At 53.2% G+C, this 17,554-nt stretch carries 21 protein-coding genes; 17 read left to right on the plus strand and 4 right to left on the minus strand.

Features of this window, described 5'->3' with window-relative positions:
• Window positions 1–71: 71 nt before the first annotated feature.
• The 8 genes from GH769_RS25620 to GH769_RS25655 all read left to right on the plus strand — a co-directional run bounded on the left by GH769_RS25620 (window position 72) and on the right by GH769_RS25655 (window position 5,954).
• Window positions 72–449: a hypothetical protein gene (locus GH769_RS25620; protein WP_108538508.1), complete on the plus strand. Its 378-nt coding sequence runs from the start codon at window positions 72–74 to the stop codon at window positions 447–449.
• Between the two features lie 221 nt (window positions 450–670).
• The gene (locus tag GH769_RS25625) at window positions 671–1,162 is read left to right on the plus strand and encodes a pentapeptide repeat-containing protein (RefSeq protein ID WP_153649902.1); all 492 of its coding nucleotides are present in this window, start codon (window positions 671–673) and stop codon (window positions 1,160–1,162) included.
• A gap of 297 nt (window positions 1,163–1,459) precedes the next feature.
• Window positions 1,460–2,056, plus strand: coding sequence for a hypothetical protein (locus tag GH769_RS25630; protein ID WP_019819566.1), 597 nt, complete (start codon window positions 1,460–1,462; stop codon window positions 2,054–2,056).
• A gap of 167 nt (window positions 2,057–2,223) precedes the next feature.
• Window positions 2,224–2,919: a hypothetical protein gene (locus GH769_RS25635; protein WP_019819568.1), complete on the plus strand. Its 696-nt coding sequence runs from the start codon at window positions 2,224–2,226 to the stop codon at window positions 2,917–2,919.
• A gap of 116 nt (window positions 2,920–3,035) precedes the next feature.
• Window positions 3,036–3,479, plus strand: a complete 444-nt coding sequence (locus tag GH769_RS25640; protein ID WP_072435749.1) for a hypothetical protein — start codon at window positions 3,036–3,038, stop codon at window positions 3,477–3,479.
• Between the two features lie 210 nt (window positions 3,480–3,689).
• On the plus strand, window positions 3,690–4,067 hold the full coding sequence (locus GH769_RS25645) for a hypothetical protein (protein ID WP_081088332.1): 378 nt from the start codon (window positions 3,690–3,692) through the stop codon (window positions 4,065–4,067).
• Window positions 4,068–4,737: 670 nt separating this feature from the next.
• Window positions 4,738–5,145: an Imm63 family immunity protein gene (locus GH769_RS25650; protein WP_020302870.1), complete on the plus strand. Its 408-nt coding sequence runs from the start codon at window positions 4,738–4,740 to the stop codon at window positions 5,143–5,145.
• A gap of 143 nt (window positions 5,146–5,288) precedes the next feature.
• Entirely contained in the window at window positions 5,289–5,954 is a 666-nt protein-coding gene (locus GH769_RS25655; protein ID WP_032901603.1) for a hypothetical protein, read from the plus strand.
• Between the two features lie 264 nt (window positions 5,955–6,218).
• On the opposite strand, the gene GH769_RS25660 is transcribed toward GH769_RS25655, so the two are convergent.
• A complete protein-coding gene (locus GH769_RS25660; protein ID WP_005783616.1) occupies window positions 6,219–6,476 on the minus strand; it encodes a hypothetical protein in 258 nt (85 codons plus the stop codon).
• A 474-nt stretch (window positions 6,477–6,950) separates the two neighbouring features.
• On the opposite strand from GH769_RS25660, the gene GH769_RS25665 reads away from it, so the two are divergent.
• From GH769_RS25665 to GH769_RS25700, 8 genes are all read left to right on the plus strand, one after another.
• On the plus strand, window positions 6,951–7,343 hold the full coding sequence (locus GH769_RS25665; RefSeq protein WP_171905465.1) for a DUF2846 domain-containing protein: 393 nt from the start codon (window positions 6,951–6,953) through the stop codon (window positions 7,341–7,343).
• 73 nt (window positions 7,344–7,416) lie between these two features.
• A complete protein-coding gene (locus GH769_RS25670; RefSeq protein ID WP_032901601.1) occupies window positions 7,417–8,109 on the plus strand; it encodes a hypothetical protein in 693 nt (230 codons plus the stop codon).
• Between the two features lie 1,664 nt (window positions 8,110–9,773).
• Window positions 9,774–10,454 (plus strand): CsgG/HfaB family protein, encoded by a 681-nt coding sequence (locus tag GH769_RS25675; protein ID WP_005783620.1) that lies wholly within the window; start codon window positions 9,774–9,776, stop codon window positions 10,452–10,454.
• 29 nt (window positions 10,455–10,483) lie between these two features.
• Window positions 10,484–10,846, plus strand: a complete 363-nt coding sequence (locus GH769_RS25680; RefSeq protein WP_032901737.1) for a DUF4810 domain-containing protein — start codon at window positions 10,484–10,486, stop codon at window positions 10,844–10,846.
• The gene (locus GH769_RS25685; RefSeq protein WP_005783625.1) at window positions 10,843–11,493 is read left to right on the plus strand and encodes a DUF799 domain-containing protein; all 651 of its coding nucleotides are present in this window, start codon (window positions 10,843–10,845) and stop codon (window positions 11,491–11,493) included. Before GH769_RS25680 ends, GH769_RS25685 begins: the two co-directional genes overlap by 4 nt.
• Before the next feature lie 201 nt (window positions 11,494–11,694).
• Window positions 11,695–13,341 carry a VWA domain-containing protein gene (locus GH769_RS25690; protein WP_032901738.1) on the plus strand — a complete coding sequence of 549 codons (1,647 nt, stop codon included), beginning with the start codon at window positions 11,695–11,697 and terminating at the stop codon, window positions 13,339–13,341.
• Between the two features lie 147 nt (window positions 13,342–13,488).
• The gene (locus tag GH769_RS25695) at window positions 13,489–14,061 is read left to right on the plus strand and encodes an RNA polymerase sigma factor (RefSeq protein ID WP_032901739.1); all 573 of its coding nucleotides are present in this window, start codon (window positions 13,489–13,491) and stop codon (window positions 14,059–14,061) included.
• Window positions 14,058–14,645, plus strand: coding sequence for a hypothetical protein (locus tag GH769_RS25700; protein ID WP_032901741.1), 588 nt, complete (start codon window positions 14,058–14,060; stop codon window positions 14,643–14,645). Before GH769_RS25695 ends, GH769_RS25700 begins: the two co-directional genes overlap by 4 nt.
• A 49-nt stretch (window positions 14,646–14,694) precedes the next feature.
• Here GH769_RS25700 and GH769_RS25705 read toward each other — a convergent pair whose 3' ends face one another.
• Window positions 14,695–15,726: an SDR family oxidoreductase gene (locus GH769_RS25705; protein ID WP_032901743.1), complete on the minus strand. Its 1,032-nt coding sequence runs from the start codon at window positions 15,724–15,726 to the stop codon at window positions 14,695–14,697.
• A 116-nt stretch (window positions 15,727–15,842) separates the two neighbouring features.
• Here GH769_RS25705 and GH769_RS25710 point away from each other — a divergent pair, with 116 nt between their 5' ends.
• Window positions 15,843–16,712 (plus strand): LysR family transcriptional regulator, encoded by an 870-nt coding sequence (locus GH769_RS25710; protein WP_032901745.1) that lies wholly within the window; start codon window positions 15,843–15,845, stop codon window positions 16,710–16,712.
• Window positions 16,713–16,858: 146 nt separating this feature from the next.
• Here the strand turns inward: GH769_RS25710 and GH769_RS29510 are convergent, their stop codons facing one another.
• Window positions 16,859–16,990: an SHOCT domain-containing protein gene (locus tag GH769_RS29510; RefSeq protein ID WP_371921755.1), complete on the minus strand. Its 132-nt coding sequence runs from the start codon at window positions 16,988–16,990 to the stop codon at window positions 16,859–16,861.
• Window positions 16,942–17,451, minus strand: a complete 510-nt coding sequence (locus GH769_RS25715) for an SHOCT domain-containing protein (protein WP_239688361.1) — start codon at window positions 17,449–17,451, stop codon at window positions 16,942–16,944. Before GH769_RS25715 ends, GH769_RS29510 begins: the two co-directional genes overlap by 49 nt.
• Window positions 17,452–17,554: the final 103 nt, after the last annotated feature.

Here is a 17,554-nt window from a genome sequence, read left to right on the forward strand (position 1 = left end):
TGTTATGGCAGTACAAGACCTATTAGATAATATCTATCCCCCCTAAAAAAGGGGAGATTCGAGGGCGGAAAGTGATTACAGAAAGAACTGATCGTTACAGTGATGAACTTTTAGGGTTTGTAATCACCTGTCTGTTCTGCGAGGCTATTGATAGATTGGAGTTACAATCGTGGTGCGCAGGATTTTTAGGGGAGGAGGGAGCTCCAGATTTTTTATATGATTTGATTGAATTTGATGAGCCTATTTTCAAGATCTACAAAGTAATTGGCTATGTTCCAAATTGGAGTCGCTCTAAAAACGAGAAATATGCTTTATATGGAATAGCACTGCTCCGTGGCACGGTACCCTACGATATGCCGCTTTCGGCTACCGAAATGTTGGACGAGCTAGCCCGGTTGCCAGCGATACAGCATATGTTTCGTAAAGTATTTCCAAGTGTTGTATTTTAAAAGGTAGGATAGATTTTTTTGGGGTAGAGATGAGGGTGTGTAAGCAATAATGTGGAAATGAAAAAAGGGGACTAAAAAATGGGACAAATTTATTTAAATTAAAGTTGAAAAGCCTATTAAATAAATCTGTCCCATTTTGTTGGAACATTACCGCCGAATAAAGCTGGCTTAACTAAGCCAATGTCTGAGGTGAAGGTGGATCCGGTGGATTGGGGGGATAAATGATTAATATTAATTTTGAGACGGGCGAGATATTAACTCTACCTTTAAATGGTTTTGTTGGTGCAAGTTTGAAAGGGTTGCAGTTGCATCGCGCTATATTTGATGAGCTTAATATTGGAAGTGCCGACTTTTCTGGTTCGAATCTGAGAAGTGCCTCATTTGTTAACGCGTTTATAGATCGAGCTATATTTGATCGAGCAGCTCTGATGAATTCAAATTTTATGAATTCAGTTATGAGTAATACTTCTTTCGCAGGCGCAATGGCAGCATTTGCTGATTTTGCCGGTGCAAATCTTTCATGTGCAAGTTTTGATGGTGCTGATATTGGTGGTGCTAGCTTTATTAGATCAAATTTATGTGGCGCTGATATTTGTGCAAATAGAATCGAAGAGGCGTTTTTTTTGGGCGCTACGTATAATGACGCTACTGTCTGGCCAAGTGGGTTTCGACCAGAAAGTTATGGTGCGATTAAAGTGCTTAAACGAGAGTAGAAAAGGGGGGCGTTATTTATGTTAGAGTTGAAAAGCATATTAAATAAATCTGTCCCCTTTTTCTATCGTGGTTGTATTTGATGTCGATGCTAAACTCCATAGTGAAATTATGGCTAACGCAGTTCCTCAACGTCCGATTCCAGGAGTCAACCGAGACCCGTCAGCGCCTAAAATTGTAGATCCGACCAAGCCTGGGACAGCCCTGGAACTTCCTAAGGTGTGGGAATCGTTGCTTGAAAAGCACTCAAGCAACGCCCGCATTTACGCTCATGAAGAATTTTTAAAGGAGTTCGGGAATTGAATTTAAATAAAGAAGTGCTTGATGGTTTATGGTCTGGTGAGAAAAGTATCTGTTTTTTTGTAAGTGGTGCTAAGTGTTATTGGGTTTTGGATTATAAGTATAACTTTTCATTGGATGCGGAAAAAGACTATCGCGCATATTTGGATAAAGGGCATATAACCCAGGCGCAGTATGAAGAAGCGTGTAGGGTGTTCCGTGGTGGAATTTTAAAGCTAACAGCCGATAATTTTTCGCAGTATCTAAATAGTGTTAGTGAAGGTGTGTTGACGGGTGAAGACCTTTCAAAAATTTTTGAGCTGGATGACGACTGTAGTTTACCCCGGTTGTTGAAAGAGGTTGAGGGCTACTTTTTGTCAGGCGCGAGTTTGAGTGCGGATATATTCGGTCTTGTTGGCCGTGTAGCGTCTAGGTTGCCCGTATTCTATATTAATTTTGATAGAAGAATATATATGCATATGGATCAAGACCGATTCCACGAGGAACTCTCATATTCTGATTGGACATCCAAGTGTTCAGATTTTAGTTTTTTAATACCAGATGCTGAGAGATATTGGATGAAGAGCGGTGATCTCTGGAAGTTTCGCTATGTTTAGTCGTGGTGTTGAGGCGATTTATTCGTGAATCTGACACAAAAATGGCCTTTCGTCGTGCTATAACTAAGGTGGGCGTCAAGATTTGATGGACGAAGTTGCGTTTATTTAGGGGGGTAAGCCTTTTGGGTTTAGTTTTCAAGTTCGCCTAACTTTCAAGAGTGTTATGTATGAAAAAAATTTTCGTAGTTTTTTGCACTTTATTTCTGCTGGTTGGCTGCGTAACACAAGACCTGAGCATTGAAAACCGCCATAAAATCACGACTGTCACTATTTTGCCTGCCTCGTTTTCGGAGCAGCAGTTCAAGTACACCAGCATGGATCAAGCCTGGGGGGCCGGCTTAGGTGCCGGTGCCGGGGTGGCTGTGGGAATGGCATCGGATTCGTCCAAAGTCGCTACCAGTGCTATGGCTGGCGTGGGTGTGGCAGCGGGCGCGAAAGTGGCTGATGGTGGAGCTTCAAGTCCACGGCAGGCAATTTTGTTGAACTTGCAGCGTAACGAAATAGATCCAAGGCAGTTGTTCAAACAACTGTTGGAGGCACGGATCAGTGCTGAGCATTTATTCAAAGTTGAACCGGAGGGCGGCCGGGCCGATGCGCATATAGAATTTGTCGTGTCCGAATGGGGCTTTGCCTTGAAAAACTACAGTGCAGAGCTTTATCCCACAGTGGGCATTGTAGCGACCATGAAGCTCGGCGACGCAGTAGTTTGGAGGAATTTCGAAACTGTAACAGCGTTCAGTGAGGGAAATGTCCAGGCGTATACACCTCAGGAGTACGCAACAAACCCTGAAGCTCTCCGTAGCGCTTTGCAGAATGCTTTCGAGTTAGTGATAGCTAAACTAATGGCTGACTTAAACCAATAGGCGCTATAAGGGATAGAGAGAAAATGGCACAGATTTATTTAAATTTTAGCTGGGAAAGTGTATCAGATAAACCTGTCCTATTTTGTTGTGCTTAATTGCATAGGGCGCGGCGAGTTATGACGGATAAACAAGTATGTGAGCTGACGATTGATGATCTTGGTAGTTATAGCGTTTGGTTCTTTCCGATGGACGACACCGTGGAGGACGAATTAACTATACGCCCCCTCGCCGAACAGGAAACGTGCTCAGACTTTCAGATTATCGTTCGAGCTGATTTTTTTGGTGAAAATGGCTCTGTGTATTGCGGTTATTTGTATTGGGACTCCAATCTTGCAGTTGAATACTTGAGGCCTGTTGTATTGTCTGGAACGGGAGAGGCCGTAAGTTTTTGGAACGGTATAGTAACTCCCGCGTGGGAAAGTTCGGAGTTCGCCGATTTGATTAGATCCGAGTTGCCTATTTCTTATACCTCAGAACCGATTTTTGGTCTTCCTTCCATTTGCGGAAAACTGGAGGGACTTTATTATCTTTCTGATGATCAAGTTTGCTGCGTGAAATGACGAAAAAAGTGGACCGGTTTTTTGGTTGGATTGCTCACGCACAAAGCGGGCGACACAAAGGCCGCCCGATTTTCACTCAAGGAAAAGGGGACAGATTTATTTAAGTTAGAGTTGAAAGGTATATTAAATAAATCTGTCCCCTTTCGTTCAGTCCCCTTTTGTTCACAGCAAAATTGGACACATAGGTGGTGAAGCTATGGGGGGCGGAAAGTGATTATAGAAAAAACTGAGCGTTACAGTGATGAGCTTTTAGGGTTTGTAATTACCTGTCTGTTCTGCGAGGCTATTGATAGATCAGAGTTACAATCGTGGTGCGCAGGATTTTTAGGGGCGGAGGGAGCTCCAGATTTTTTATATGATTTGATTGAGTTTGATGAGCCTATTTTCAAGATCTATAAAGTAATTGGCTATGTTCCAAATTGGAGTCACTCTAAAAACGAGGAATATGCCTTATATGGAATAGCACTGCTCCGTGGCACGGTACCCTACGATATGCCGCTTTCGGCTGCCGAAATGTTGGACGAACTAGCCCGGTTGCCAGCGATACAGCATATGTTTCGTAAAGTATTTCCAAGTGTTGTATTTTAAAAGGTAGGATAGATTTTTTTGGGTTAGAGATGAGGGTGTGTTAGCAATAATGTGGAAATGAAAAAAGGAGACTGAAAAAAAGGGGAAGAATTTATTTAAGTTAGAGTTGAAAAATACCTATTAAATAAATCTGTCCCCTTTTGTTCGTGCCGCCTGCTCTGCTTGTAAATTATGGAGCACTGTACGATAAGTAGCGCCCAGCAATTGAGTCGGAGAAAAAGCGTGAAAATTAATAAATGGCTTTTAGTAGTATTATTGTCGGCCTTGGCTGGCTGCGCACCTTCCCATTCCAATTGGGAAAATGGAATGAATCTATGGGTAGGTACTCATTTCGATTCCCACCTTTACAAAGACTGCACTCGAGGATGTGGCGACTCATATTGGTCGCCTGTAAATAAAAATAAGACCTTTGATAAGGTTGTTGATGAAAACGGAGGCAGGCGGTATTACATAACTTGGATTAGAGATTGCCGATATTCGGTTTTTGTCGCTGCGGATCGGCTAATAAAGTCATGGAGATACGAAACTTCTAACGAAAAAGGATGTTATGTCTTTTAACTGCTGTTTTAAGGGTAAAGAAAAGAGAGAAAAGGGGGCGGATTTATTTAAATTAGAGTTTAAAGGTGCATTAAATAAATCAGTCCCCTTTTGTTGAGACGAACGAATTAGTATGGTTTCCAATTTCGGTGAGCTGCAGAAAACCGTGAGTTTGATAGGCGCTAAGTTGGGAGCGCCTAAGTCTATGCTGTTGGTTAGAGAGAGCTCCCCCGAAGATGGTACTCCTCACGTGGAGTTTAAAAGTGAGGGTTTTGAATATGTCTCCTCAGAAAGAGGTTATGAGATTTTCAGAAAGCACACGCATTCGCTGGATGAACTTCTCTTTTGGATAATCAGTCGTGTAGCTTTCAATATGGCGGTAGATTACGAGCTCTCCCATCGTGCTGCCGGAAAAGACTCCAGAATAATGATTTTTGAAAAGTACCTCTCGGAACTTAGTAGGATTAATAAGGAATGGGGAAAAAAAGCGTCTGATGAAATCGAGGCGGTACTGCTCGCCGCTCCATTTTCAGATAGTTGAAGTCGATGGGAATGATCAGGAAAGGTTAAGGGTTTGAGAAAAGGTGAGAAAAGGAGACAGATTTATTTAAATTAGAGTTGAAAAGCATATTAAATAAATCTGTCCCCTTTTGTTCGAAATATTTCTGTAAGGGTGGCACGGTAATGACTAAATATAAGCTTGAGTTTCGGCATAGACCTAGTGTTTCAGAGTCTATCGAAGAGAGGCATAAAGATTTTTTGAGAGCTATAGGCGATTTGGGCGTTCCGTGGAGTTTGAACGATGCCTTTGAAGTTCCCCCTATTGGAAGCGAGTTGGTGACCTCGGTGTCATTGGATAAGCTACTTCCAGTCGGCGTTAAAGGTCGAATTTCATATGCTCTGCGAGATCAGAAGTATCTCCAAGATGATGCGCAGTTTGATGATACGCTATTTATTGAATTTACAGACTCCAAAGTCGACTATTCGTATTTGTTGAAGGTTGTTTTTCCTGTTTATATAAAGGCGTTTGGCTCCTATCGCTCAGCTTTACATGATTGGAGTGTTACGAGGAGCGATTGGCCTTTAGTGTTGGAAGCTTGTGATGCTACAAAAAAAGACGTTAACGGTAGGGATGGCGTTTTTCGTATAAATGCAGCGAATTATTTCGATAAGGAGTTGTGTTTTCGCGCCTTTGAAAAAGGGCCTCGTGAACTTGTTGATTTGTTGAATGGTTATGTAGAAGAAGTGTGTGAGTTTGAAGAGGGGGTTTTGATTGTAATTAGTTATACTCCGCTTTCTGCCGACGAACTACTCAGTGCGGGTGATCGAATAAAGAGCTTAGTGGTTTGATTTTTTGTCTAGTCAAATTGGTTGGTGTATTGCAGTTTTGATTGCAAACGAAAAGGGGGCAGATTTACTTAAATTAGAGTTTAAAGGCGCACTAAATAAATCTGTCCTCTTTTTCACCTTTTTCATTTACGCAATACCTACTGGGGTAGGAGTTTGGATACAGTCCTGGTTGAAAAATCGTAAAGAGCGTGAGTCTAACTATAAAGACAGGGGCCAAGGGAATTGAGCACAAAGCGGGCGACACAAAGGCCGCCCGGTTTTCACTCAGGACGGATCGGCATTAAGCCTGCGACTGATGACATCCAGCAAATCACACCCATCGCGCAGCGGAATGGCCAGCAAGTGGGCGAAGTCTGAAAGCACTACGGCATCGCTGCTGAGTTGTTCGCGGAAGGCCAGGTTTTCCAGCAGTTGGGTGACGGCCCGAATGCGGTGCACGGCGGCGTCGTGAAGGACGTCGAGAGGTGCCTGGGTGTCGATGATCAGGGCTGGGACGGTGCAGTCGTGGCCGGTTAGGGGCATGTATCTATTCATACTTAACACTCTGTTTTTGGTGGTTGAAGCCACCACTCAATCGTCGCCAAACGAATGGGTGGCAGCTGTACGCAGGTTGGCGAACCGGCAACAGAGTAAACCGGCAGACCCGAAGGTCTCCCGCGCACAGCCGCCATAACGAGCACAGCTTTGCGGGTGCAAAAACACCTGCATGAAGCGGATTGCTTTTGCACTCTGTTGTCAGGTCGCCAAACCTGATCGCCGTATGGGCGACGGCCGGACTATAAGCCCCTCACCCAAAACCGCGCAAGGCATCACAGCAATGGCACAATGCTTCGGGCCATGCCATAAAAATGAGATCCCGCCATCATCGGCACTCTCAAAACCGCTCCACCCTTACCCACAAGGAAGAAATACATGATCAAGTTGTTCTGCAAAGCCGCTGTCGTTCTGTCCCTTGCCACGCTGTTTGGCTGTTCCTCGACGCCGTCGGTGGAGAAGATGCAGGCTGACGTGGCGAACTATTCGCTGCCCAAGGCTGCCGTGGCCGATAAAGGTTTGGTGTACGTCGTGCGCCCTAGCAATGTCGGGATGATGGTGCGGTTCAATGTGTTCCTGGATGACAAGGAAGCCGACTCGGAGATGGGTTACAACCGTGGTAACCAGTACATCTATTTTTTCGTGACGCCGGGCAAACACGTGATCAGCTCCAAGGCTGAAAACTGGGCGGACATGCCGATTGATGTCAAAGCGGGTGAGGTGGTTTACCTCAAGCAGGAAGTCGAAATGGGCTTCGCCGTGGCGCGTAACAGCCTCAAAGCGCTGAGCGAAGTCGAAGGCCGTTACCTGGTCAAGGATGCGTCCTTGGGCACCATTGCCAAAGAAAGCAAATGAGTTGAGCCAGTGTGTCGGCAGGGTCCAGGCTCTGCCGACTTCTCGTATTCACTGCAAACATTAAAGGACTGATGTGAAAAACCTCCTTTTCATTCTCCTCACCACCCTCATCCTCGGCGGCTGCGTCAGCCACCCCCTCACTCCCGAAAACCGCGCGCAGATCAAGACCGTCAAAGTCCTGCCCGTGAAGTGGGAAAAGAACATGGTGTACTTCGGCCGCGAACAGGCCTGGGGCGCGGCCCTGGGTGCCGGGGTTGGCGCGGGTGTTGGCATGGCCAGCGGGGCGTCCAAGCTGGGTACTGCGGCGTTGAGTGGCGCCGGGTTTGCCGGCGGCATGAAGCTTGGGCAGTTGGCCGAGATGCCGACGCCGGTGGCTATTCTGACGGTGATGGAGGCGGAAAAACTCGATGTAGGCGTGTTGCTCAAACAGGCCTTTGTCGATGAGTTGGGTAAGACGTCGACGCTCAAGGTGGTCGGCGATGATGAGCCCGCCGATGCGCAGATTCAGCTGACTGTGTCCGAGTGGGGCTTTCGCCTGACCCAGGGTTTCAGCAGTGTGATTTATCCGACCCTTAACGTGTTAGCGCAGATGGATCGGGGCGATGAGATGATCTGGCGCACCTTTGAAGCGGTCACGCCGTTTAATGGTCAGAACGTTTATGGCTATACACCGTTAACCTACCGCACGGACCCGGAAGCTTTGCGCCGGGCGTTGACCGGGATTACGCAGATTTCTGCGCAGTACCTGGTGAAGGAGCTCAAGTAGGGCTGTGCGAAGGCTGGCTGCTGTTGGTGGGCGGGCTTGGACTAATACCAGTCAGGGTTAAGCGCAGTTCCCCTGTGGGAGCGGGCTTGCCCGCGAAGGCGGTGTGTCAGTCGCTGCATCTGTTGCTGCACTACCGCTTTCGCAGGCAAGCCAGCTCCCACATTGGATCTTCGTTGCTTTGGGCATTGCGTTCGTTTAATTGATCGGCATTGGGCTTGCCCGCGAAGGCGGTGTGTCAGTCGCTGCATCTGTTGCTGCACTATCGCTTTCGCAGGCAAGTCAGCTCCCACATTGGATCTTCGTTGCTTTGAACATTGCGTTCGTTTAATTGATCGGCATTGGGCTTGCCCGCGAAGGCGGTGTGTCAGTCGCTTCATCTGTTGCTGCACTACCGCTTTCGCAGGCAAGCCAGCTCCCACATTGGATCTTCGTTGCTTTGGGCATTGCGTTCGTTTAATTGATCGGTATTGGGCTTGCCCGCGAAGGCGGTGTGTCAGTCGCTGCATCTGTTGCTGCACTACCGCTTTCGCAGGCAAGCCAGCTCCCACATTGGATCTTCGTTGCTTTGGGCATTGCGTTCGTTTAATTGATCGGCATTGGGCTTGCCCGCGAAGGCGGTGTGTCAGTCGCTGCATCTGTTGCTGCACTATCGCTTTCGCAGGCAAGTCAGCTCCCACATTGGATCTTCGTTGCTTTGAACATTGCGTTCGTTTAATTGATCGGCATTGGGCTTGCCCGCGAAGGCGGTGTGTCAGTCGCTTCATCTGTTGCTGCACTACCGCTTTCGCAGGCAAGCCAGCTCCCACATTGGATCTTCGTTGCTTTGGGCATTGCGTTCGTTTAATTGATCGGTATTGGGCTTGCCCGCGAAGGCGGTGTGTCAGTCGCTGCATCTGTTGCTGCACTACCGCTTTCGCAGGCAAGCCAGCTCCCACATTGGATCTTCGTTGCTTTGGGCATTGCGTTCGTTTAATTGATCGGCATTGGGCTTGCCCGCGAAGGCGGTGTGTCAGTCGCTGCATCTGTTGCTGCACTACCGCTTTCGCAGGCAAGCCAGCTCCCACATTGGATCTTCGTTGCTTTGGGCATTGCGTTCGTTTAATTGATCGGCATTGGGCTTGCCCGCGAAGGCGGTGTGTCAGTCGCTGCATCTGTTGCTGCACTACCGCTTTCGCAGGCAAGCCAGCTCCCACATTGGATCTTCGTTGCTTTGGGCATTGCGTTCGTTTAATTGATCGGCATTGGGCTTGCCCGCGAAGGCGGTGTGTCAGTCGCTGCATCTGTTGCTGCACTATCGCTTTCGCAGGCAAGCCAGCTCCCACATTGGATCTTCGTTGCTTTGGGCATTGCGTTCGTTTAATCGATCGGCATTGGGCTTGCCCGCGAAGGCGGTGTGTCAGTCGCTGCATCTGTTGCTGCACTATCGCTTTCGCAGGCAAGCCAGCTCCCACATTGGATCTTCGTTGCTTTGAGTATTGCGGTCGGCAGTAGGGTAAGCCCCCCACCTATGGCCGAAACAACTTGAGAACCGCTCTCAACCCCGTAAAATGCCGCAGCCGTTGCATCACCGTCTTTCAGGGAAGAATCCAGGCCAGCGCGTTTTCAGGCTGCCTTTCTCCTTGGAAAACCCAGCAACGCTGATTTCCTCACCCAAGGAGCACCCTGTGAAGACACTGTCCAAAATCCTGCTGTCGGGCCTCACCGCCGCGGCGCTGTTGACCGTGGCCGGTTGTGCCACCGAGAGCAACCGCGCGATGCCGGTGGAGCAAGTCGCCAGCGCCCACGTTGCCTATTCCGGCGTGCGTGTGCCGATTGCCGTGGGTAAGTTCGATAACCGCTCCAGCTACATGCGCGGCATCTTCTCCGATGGCGTTGACCGTCTCGGCGGCCAGGCCAAGACCATCCTCATCACCCACTTGCAGCAGACCAACCGCTTCAGCGTGCTGGACCGTGACAACATGGGTGAAATCTCCCAGGAAGCCAAAATCAAAGGCACCGTGCAGAAGCTCAAGGGCGCTGACTACGTAGTGACTGGCGATGTAACCGAGTTCGGCCGCAAAGAAACCGGCGACCGCCAGCTGTTCGGCATCCTCGGCCGTGGCAAGACCCAAGTGGCCTACGCCAAAGTCGCGTTGAATATCGTCAACATCAACACCTCCGAAGTGGTGTATTCCACCCAGGGCGCCGGTGAGTACGCGCTGTCCAACCGTGAAGTGATCGGCTTCGGCGGCACCGCCAGCTATGACTCCACCCTCAATGGCAAGGTGCTGGACCTGGCCATGCGCGAAGCGATCAACCGCCTGGTCGACGGCATCAACGCCGGCGCCTGGAACCCGCGTAACTGATCAGCCACACCACAAGGAGCAGTACACGGATGAGCAAGGCAGTGAAATTGGCGCTGACGCTGGCAGCAGTCGCAACGGTAACCGGGTGCCAGACGGCGCCCCAGCCCCTGTATCAATGGGAGAGCTACCAGCCGCAGGTTTACGAGTACTTCAAAGGCGAGCCCAAGGAAGCACAGGTGGAAGCACTGGAGCGCGATCTGCAGAAGATCAACGCCAGTGGCCGCAAGGCGCCGCCGGGTTACCACGCGCACCTGGGCATGCTGTACATGAACATGGGCAAGGATGACCAGATGGTGCAGGAGTTTCGCACCGAGAAGGCGCTGTTCCCCGAGTCTGCTGCGTACATGGACTTTCTGTTGAAAAACGCCAAAGCCGGAGTCGCCACCAAATGAGCCTGTTAAAACTCACCGGCGCCTTACTGGCCCTGGCGTTGCTCGGCGGTTGTGCCGCGCCCAAGACGGTTGATTATTCGGCGTACAAACAGGCGCGGCCCAAGTCGATCCTGGTACTGCCGCCGATCAATGAATCGCCGGAAGTGCAGGCGTCTTACAGCCTGGTGTCGCAAGTCACCTACCCGCTGGCCGAAGCCGGCTACTACGTGTTGCCGATTGCCCTGGTGGACGAAACCTTCCGCCAGAACGGCCTCACCACCGCCAACGATATCCAGGCCGTACAACCGGCCAAGCTGCATGACATCTTTGGTGCGGACGCGGCGCTGTACATCACCATCAGCGAGTACGGCACCCAGTACATGCTGATCTCCAGCGACACCTCGGTGACGGCCTCGGCCAAACTGGTGGACCTGCGCACCGGCACCACCTTGTGGACAGGTTCTGCGCGGGCGTCGAGCGAGGAGGGCAACAACAACGGCGGCGGCCTGGTGGGCATGCTGATCACGGCGGCGGTCAAGCAAGTGATCAACAGCTCCACCGATGCGGCGCACCCGATTGCCGGTATCACCAGTGCGCGGTTGCTGTCGGCAGGGCAACGCACCGGCATCTTGTACGGCCCGCGTAACCCCAAGTACGGCACGGACTAAGAGAACACCGCCATTCAACTGTGGGAGCTGGCTTGCCTGCGATAGCGGTGTGTCAGGCAGCCTTTCCAGCACTGGCCCACCGCTATCGCAGGCAAGCCAGCTCCCACATTGATCGGGGTGAATTTCAAGGGTTTAACCCGAACCCAATCTACCTCGCGTCTGACCTTGTGAACGGCTCATTCATTCACGAGGTTCAGCCCCATGTCCCGCCCTCTGCTTTACCTGCGTCCCGCTGCCCAAGGCTTCACCGTTACCCTGCTGGTGGCGCTGGCTGGGTGTGGGCTGTCATCGTCCCCCGAAGTCTCCAAACCGGTTGAACCGGCGCCTCTCGCCGAGCTGCACAGCGCGCCGATCCAGAATGCAGTGGTCAAGCGGATGGCCATGCCGGCACCAATGAGGGTGCGGGAAATGGCGACGATGGACTACCGCAGCGAACCCCGCGAGCAATACGCCAACCTGCCCGACAACCCCGTGCACCGCGTCGCCGAAACTCCGGTCTCCACCTTCAGCGTGGATGTCGACACGGGCAGCTACGCCAACGTACGGCGCTTCCTCAACCAAGGCCGTCTACCGCCCGAAGGCGCGGTGCGATTGGAGGAAATGGTCAACTACTTTCCCTACAATTACGCGCTGCCCACCGATGGTTCGCCCTTTGGCGTCACCACCGAAGTCGCCACCACGCCATGGAACCCGCGCACAAAACTGCTGCGCATCGGCATCAAGGCCTCCGATAAACCCGTGGCCGAACTGGCGCCCGCCAACCTGGTGTTCCTGGTGGACGTGTCCGGCTCCATGGACCGTCGCGAAGGCTTGCCGCTGGTCAAAAGCACGCTGAAATTACTGGTGGATCAACTGCGTGATCAGGACCGCGTGTCACTGGTGGTCTACGCCGGTGAATCCCGCGTGGTGCTCAAGCCCACCTCGGGCAGTGAAAAAGCCAAGATCCGCAACGCCATCGACCAACTCACCGCCGGCGGTTCCACGGCGGGCGCGTCCGGCATCGAACTGGCCTACCAGATGGCCCGCGAAGGCTTTATTGCCAACGGCATCAACCGCATCCTGCTGGCTACCGACGGCGACTTCAATGTGGGCATCAGCGATTTCGACAGCCTCAAGCAAATGGCCGTGGCTCAGCGTAAAAGCGGCGTATCCCTGACCACCCTCGGCTTTGGTGTGGATAACTACAACGAACACCTGATGGAACAACTGGCCGACGCGGGCGACGGCAACTACGCCTACATCGACAACCTGCGCGAAGCGCGCAAAGTGCTGGTGGAGCAACTCAGTTCTACCCTGGCCGTGGTGGCGCGGGATGTGAAACTGCAGGTGGAATTCAACCCGGCCCAGGTCAGCGAATACCGCCTGCTGGGCTATGAAAACCGCGCCCTGAAGCGTGAGGATTTCAACAACGACAAAGTCGATGCCGGCGAGATTGGCGCAGGGCATACGGTGACCGCGCTGTATGAAATCGTGCCCAAGGGCGAGAAGGGCTGGTTGGAGCCTCTGCGTTACGCCGCGGCGCCTGCGACCGAAGGCAAATCCGATGAGCTGGCGATGCTTCGGGTGCGCTACAAGCCCGCTACGGGCGGTAGCAGCCAGTTGATCGAACGCCCCATCGCCAACCAGGCTGCCCCGGCCAGCGACGACCTGCGTTTCTCGTCTGCCGTGGCCGCCTTCGCCCAACAGCTCAAGGGCGATGGCCGCTACACTGGCACCATGAGCTTGCAAGACACCGCCAAACTGGCGCGCTCGGCCCGCGGCGATGACCCGTTCGGGCTGCGCAACGAATTCGTGCAACTGGTGGAGCTGGCCCAAAGCCTCAAACCAGAATCCCGAACACAACAATGAACCAATGTGGGAGCTGGCTTGCCTGCGATGCAGACAACTCGTTCACCAGGCACACCGAGTGGATGCCATCGCAGCGTTGCGACGATTCGACAAGCCAGCTCCCACACTAACCCTGCTTCGGCTGACCAAAAGGAGTTCGCCCACTACATGGCCGTTCCAGACGACTCACCCAGCGACGAATCGCTGCTGGCCCGCTACCGAACCGGTGACGCTGCCGCCTTCGAAGCTTTGTACAGCCGCCACCGCCAGGGCCTGTACCGCTTCCTCGTGTCCCTGTGCAACAAAGCCGAACTGGCCGAAGAAATCTACCAGGACACCTGGCTCAGCCTCATCCGCAGCACCACCCAGCCACAAGGCCGGGCGAGTTTTCGCACCTGGTTGTTCCAGATCGCCCGCAACCGCCTGATCGACCATTGGCGCAAGCACGGCATCCACAACCCCCTGCATGACAGCTACGATGAACAGCTGCACGCCCAGGCCGACGACAGCGACGGCCCCGAGCAGCAACTGACCCTCAGCCGCGACCAGGCGCGCCTCGACGCGGCCCTGCAAGCGTTGCCCGAAGACCAGCGCGAAGTGTTTCTGCTGCGCCTGCACGGCGACCTCGAAGTACCGCAAATCGCCACCCTCACCGGCGCCCCGCTGGAAACCGTAAAAAGCCGCTTGCGCTACGCCCTGCAAAAATTGCGGCGCCTGCTGGCCGAGGAGGTACCCGTATGACTGACTCCCGACACACCCCAGACGACGCGCTGCTCCAGCACTACCGTCAACACAGCACGGGCGAACCGCCCGCGTCCCTCGACGCCTTCATCCTCAACGCCGCCCGCCGCGAAGCCCCGCAGCCGCAACCCAGCCTGTGGCAACGCTGGCTGCAAGCCTGCCAACGCCCGCGCTGGCAAATGGCATTCGCTACCGTCGCCGGGTTGGCACTGATGATCGGCGTGGTCATGCGCTCCCCCGTGCCGCAACCCGAAATCTCCACAGCGACATTCTCCGCGCCGCGCCACGAAGAAGCCGCCCAGCCAGCGCCGCAAGCCTTCTCCGCCCCCGCGCCCATGGCCCGGATGGCGATAGCGCCACGGGTTGAAAGTGCGCCAGCTCAAGCCGAAAGCGCAGTGGCGGATCAGCCAGCGCTGAAACTCAGCAAACGGGCGCTGCCGACGTTGGAAGAGGGTCTGCAGGAAATTGTGAACCTGCGTCGAGCGGGGGAAACCAAGGCGGCGGACGAGAAACTGCTGGCGCTGTACCAACGCTTCCCGCAGGAGGATTTGCCGGCACGGTTAGAAGCACTGCAAACGCGTTAAATCTGCCGCCACGAAAAAAGCCCCAGGCCTGTCGACCTGGGGCTTTTTATTACAACCCGCCGTAGGCTCGGTACCAGCCCACCGTGTCCGCTAGGGTCTGCTCCAACCCGCGAAAGCTCAGCCCCAGTTCCTCTTCACTTTTACGGTGGTCAAAGCGGGTACGGTGCTCCTCGCGTATCAACAGCCGCAATGTCGCCATGCTCAGCAAGATGGGCTTGCCGGTCAGGTACGCGTAGGCCTCTTGCACCGCTGCCAACAGGTACAGCGCGGGCAGCGGCAGTTGGCGGGAGGGCACCTTGACCCCGGCAATACGCCCCAGCGCCGGAATCAGCTGGCGCATGGTCAAGTTGCGACCGGCTGCGAGATAACGCTCGCCCCGTCGCCCGCTTTGGGCGGCGGCGATGTGCGCCCAGGCCACATCGCGGGCATCGACCAGCGAAAAGGTGCCAGGAATCAGCCCCGGCAACTTGCTGTTGATAACGTCCCGGACCAACTGCCCCGAAGACGTCGGCCCACGGTCACCCGGCCCCCACATCCAACCGGGCAACACCATGCAAGCGTGCATCTGCGGATGGCTTTCAAGAAACCTCAATACCTCCCGCTCAGCCAGAATCTTGCTGCGGTAGTAATCGTCCGCATCGGCCTCGGCCCGCAGGCACGTCTCGTCGATCGGCGTACCGGGGGCACCGTCGAGCACGGCAATCGACGAAGTATGTACAAACCGTCGCACACCGGCGTCATACGCCTGTTGCAGCAGGGCTCGCGTACCGACGACATTGATCTTATCCAGTTCCTCCCAATGGCTGCCGCCCTTGTAGTTATCGCGAAAAAACGCCGCGCAGTGAAACACCGTATCGCAGCCTTGCAACGCCGCCGCGAAGGCATCCACATCCGCCATGTCCCCCACCACCTGCTCCACGCCCGGCACATCGCCGAACTGCTGCGCACCCTTGGCCGCCGAGCGCACCAGCGCCTTCACCGCATAACCCCGTGCGACCAGCTCCCGTACCAGGTTATTGCCCAGCAAGCCGGTGGCACCGGTCACAAAGGTGCTGCGCAAGCGATTGGGGTTCGTGTTCATACAGGCCATTCCATTTATTGAGAAGGCCAGTAGATATACCCGCGAGCCCGCGCCGTAAAAACAGCGCCTGCGGCATAATGGCTTTGCACATCTGCACACCAGGGAAGCGCGGAGATATGGCATTGCAGGCAAATTGGGACGATCTTCGACTGCTGCTGGCAGTCTCACGGCGCGGCAGCTTTTTACAGGCAGGCCAGTTACTCGGTATCGCGGCCTCAACCGTCTCCCGCCGCCTCACCCAACTGGAAACCGCCCTGGGCGAACCACTGGTGGAACGCGGCGTGGAAGGCTGCCGGCTCACCTCCCGAGGCCAAGCCCTCGTAGACGTCGCCCTGGCAGCCGAATCCGGCCTGCGACGCCAGGCCCCCGTCGACGGCGCGCCAGCAATTCTCAGCGGCACCGTACTGGTCAGCGCCGGCGAAGGCTTTTCTGCCAGCGTGCTCGAAGCCGCCAGCCGCTTCACCGCGCAGCACCCAGGCTGCTCCGTAGAACTACAGGTCACCACCGACTTCCACAAAATCGTACGAGGCGTGGCCGACATTGCCATACGCACTGCACACCTGGGCGAACCTTCCCTGATCTACCGAGGGCTTGGCAAACTCGCCTACGGCGTGTTCGCAACCGCCGAATACCTGCAACGGTTTCCTGCGCTAACGCCAGCCACCGCCGCCAGTATCGCCTTGCTGCCACCGCTGGACCTGCTACCGCAAATGCGCGCCGCGAAAGCTGCCGGGCTGGACCATGCGCCGATTAGGGTGAGTTCGTTTGCGGTGCAGCTTGAATCGGTGAGGCGCGGGATGGGGGTGGCGGTGTTGCCGCGTATTTTGGCGACGGGGTTGAGTGAGGTTTTTCAGGAGATAGAACTGCCGGCGATGGAGGTTTATTTGGTGACGCGGCCGCAGGCGTTGAAGCAGGGGCATATTCAGGGGTTTTTTGGGGTGTTGGAGGGGGTGTTGCGCGGTGAAATCTCTAGCTTGGATAAGTAGAATTTCAGGAGCTCATGAGAATCTCATAATACTCAGCCAATACTTCATTGGTATATAGAGCCTCAGCCGCGCTTAGCGCCATCGAGTTGCGCGTGCAACTGATAACAAAAAGTCCCGAAGGACGTTCAATAGGTTCTCCATTTGCTTCATCGTTGAAGGAGCTTCTTTCTCGCATCGTTAAATTCTTGCTCAGTGATATGACCGTCCTCTTTTAGTTTTGCCCATTTAATCAGTTCGTCAGCGACAGAGAACGTACGAAGCCTTTCGCCTTTGATAATATCAACCTCATTGGTGTCAGTGGGTGTTTTCGTTTTACCGGAGAAATACCGTTCGCTTCAACCCATTGTGCGTGGCAACGCAGCGGGCTTAGAAAGAGGATGTTCAGAAAGATGATGTACAGCAAGGCGATACCTGCCAAGGCAGTCGAAAGAATAAACTCCTCGAACTGACGATGCCATCTGTCAGATAAGCTAAGCGTTGTTGCGAAATACAAGGCGAATAGCCCGCTGCCCATTACTGCGAGATATAGGTAACCTTTGTAAATTCGCGCTGCGGTTTCGATGTGACTGAAATCGCCGTTCTTCTTCATCATCACCAAGCCAAAAATCAAAAATATGGCGGGAATGATTCCGACGATAAAAAATAATGAAGGGAGCAATAGGAGTACAAAAATCAGAAGCTTGCTTTGTTCGGTGCTAGACAGAGGTGTGTTAGTGATTTTTTCGTCAGCGTTTATCAAGTTATATTCCAAAGGCTTTGATTGTTATTGAAATAGGGACGGGCCACCATTATTGAGAATATGGTCTGCCCCTTATTTTTACTGGATTAAATCGCTTGTCCAG

Source organism: Pseudomonas sp. CFSAN084952 (assembly GCF_009648855.1).
Lineage (GTDB): Bacteria > Pseudomonadota > Gammaproteobacteria > Pseudomonadales > Pseudomonadaceae > Aquipseudomonas > Aquipseudomonas paracarnis.

Excerpts from the sequence above, each read along its gene's own strand:
- GH769_RS25625 (WP_153649902.1), top strand. The coding sequence starts at position 671 with ATGATTAATATTAATTTTGAGACGGGCGAGATATTAACTCTACCTTTA.
- GH769_RS25635 (WP_019819568.1), top strand. The coding sequence starts at position 2,224 with ATGAAAAAAATTTTCGTAGTTTTTTGCACTTTATTTCTGCTGGTTGGC.
- GH769_RS25640 (WP_072435749.1), top strand. The coding sequence starts at position 3,036 with ATGACGGATAAACAAGTATGTGAGCTGACGATTGATGATCTTGGTAGT.
- GH769_RS25650 (WP_020302870.1), top strand. The coding sequence starts at position 4,738 with ATGGTTTCCAATTTCGGTGAGCTGCAGAAAACCGTGAGTTTGATAGGC.
- GH769_RS25655 (WP_032901603.1), top strand. The coding sequence starts at position 5,289 with ATGACTAAATATAAGCTTGAGTTTCGGCATAGACCTAGTGTTTCAGAG.
- GH769_RS25660 (WP_005783616.1), bottom strand. The coding sequence starts at position 6,476 with ATGCCCCTAACCGGCCACGACTGCACCGTCCCAGCCCTGATCATCGAC.
- GH769_RS25665 (WP_171905465.1), top strand. The coding sequence starts at position 6,951 with ATGCAGGCTGACGTGGCGAACTATTCGCTGCCCAAGGCTGCCGTGGCC.
- GH769_RS25680 (WP_032901737.1), top strand. The coding sequence starts at position 10,484 with ATGAGCAAGGCAGTGAAATTGGCGCTGACGCTGGCAGCAGTCGCAACG.
- GH769_RS25685 (WP_005783625.1), top strand. The coding sequence starts at position 10,843 with ATGAGCCTGTTAAAACTCACCGGCGCCTTACTGGCCCTGGCGTTGCTC.
- GH769_RS25690 (WP_032901738.1), top strand. The coding sequence starts at position 11,695 with ATGTCCCGCCCTCTGCTTTACCTGCGTCCCGCTGCCCAAGGCTTCACC.
- GH769_RS25695 (WP_032901739.1), top strand. The coding sequence starts at position 13,489 with ATGGCCGTTCCAGACGACTCACCCAGCGACGAATCGCTGCTGGCCCGC.
- GH769_RS25700 (WP_032901741.1), top strand. The coding sequence starts at position 14,058 with ATGACTGACTCCCGACACACCCCAGACGACGCGCTGCTCCAGCACTAC.
- GH769_RS25705 (WP_032901743.1), bottom strand. The coding sequence starts at position 15,726 with ATGAACACGAACCCCAATCGCTTGCGCAGCACCTTTGTGACCGGTGCC.
- GH769_RS25710 (WP_032901745.1), top strand. The coding sequence starts at position 15,843 with ATGGCATTGCAGGCAAATTGGGACGATCTTCGACTGCTGCTGGCAGTC.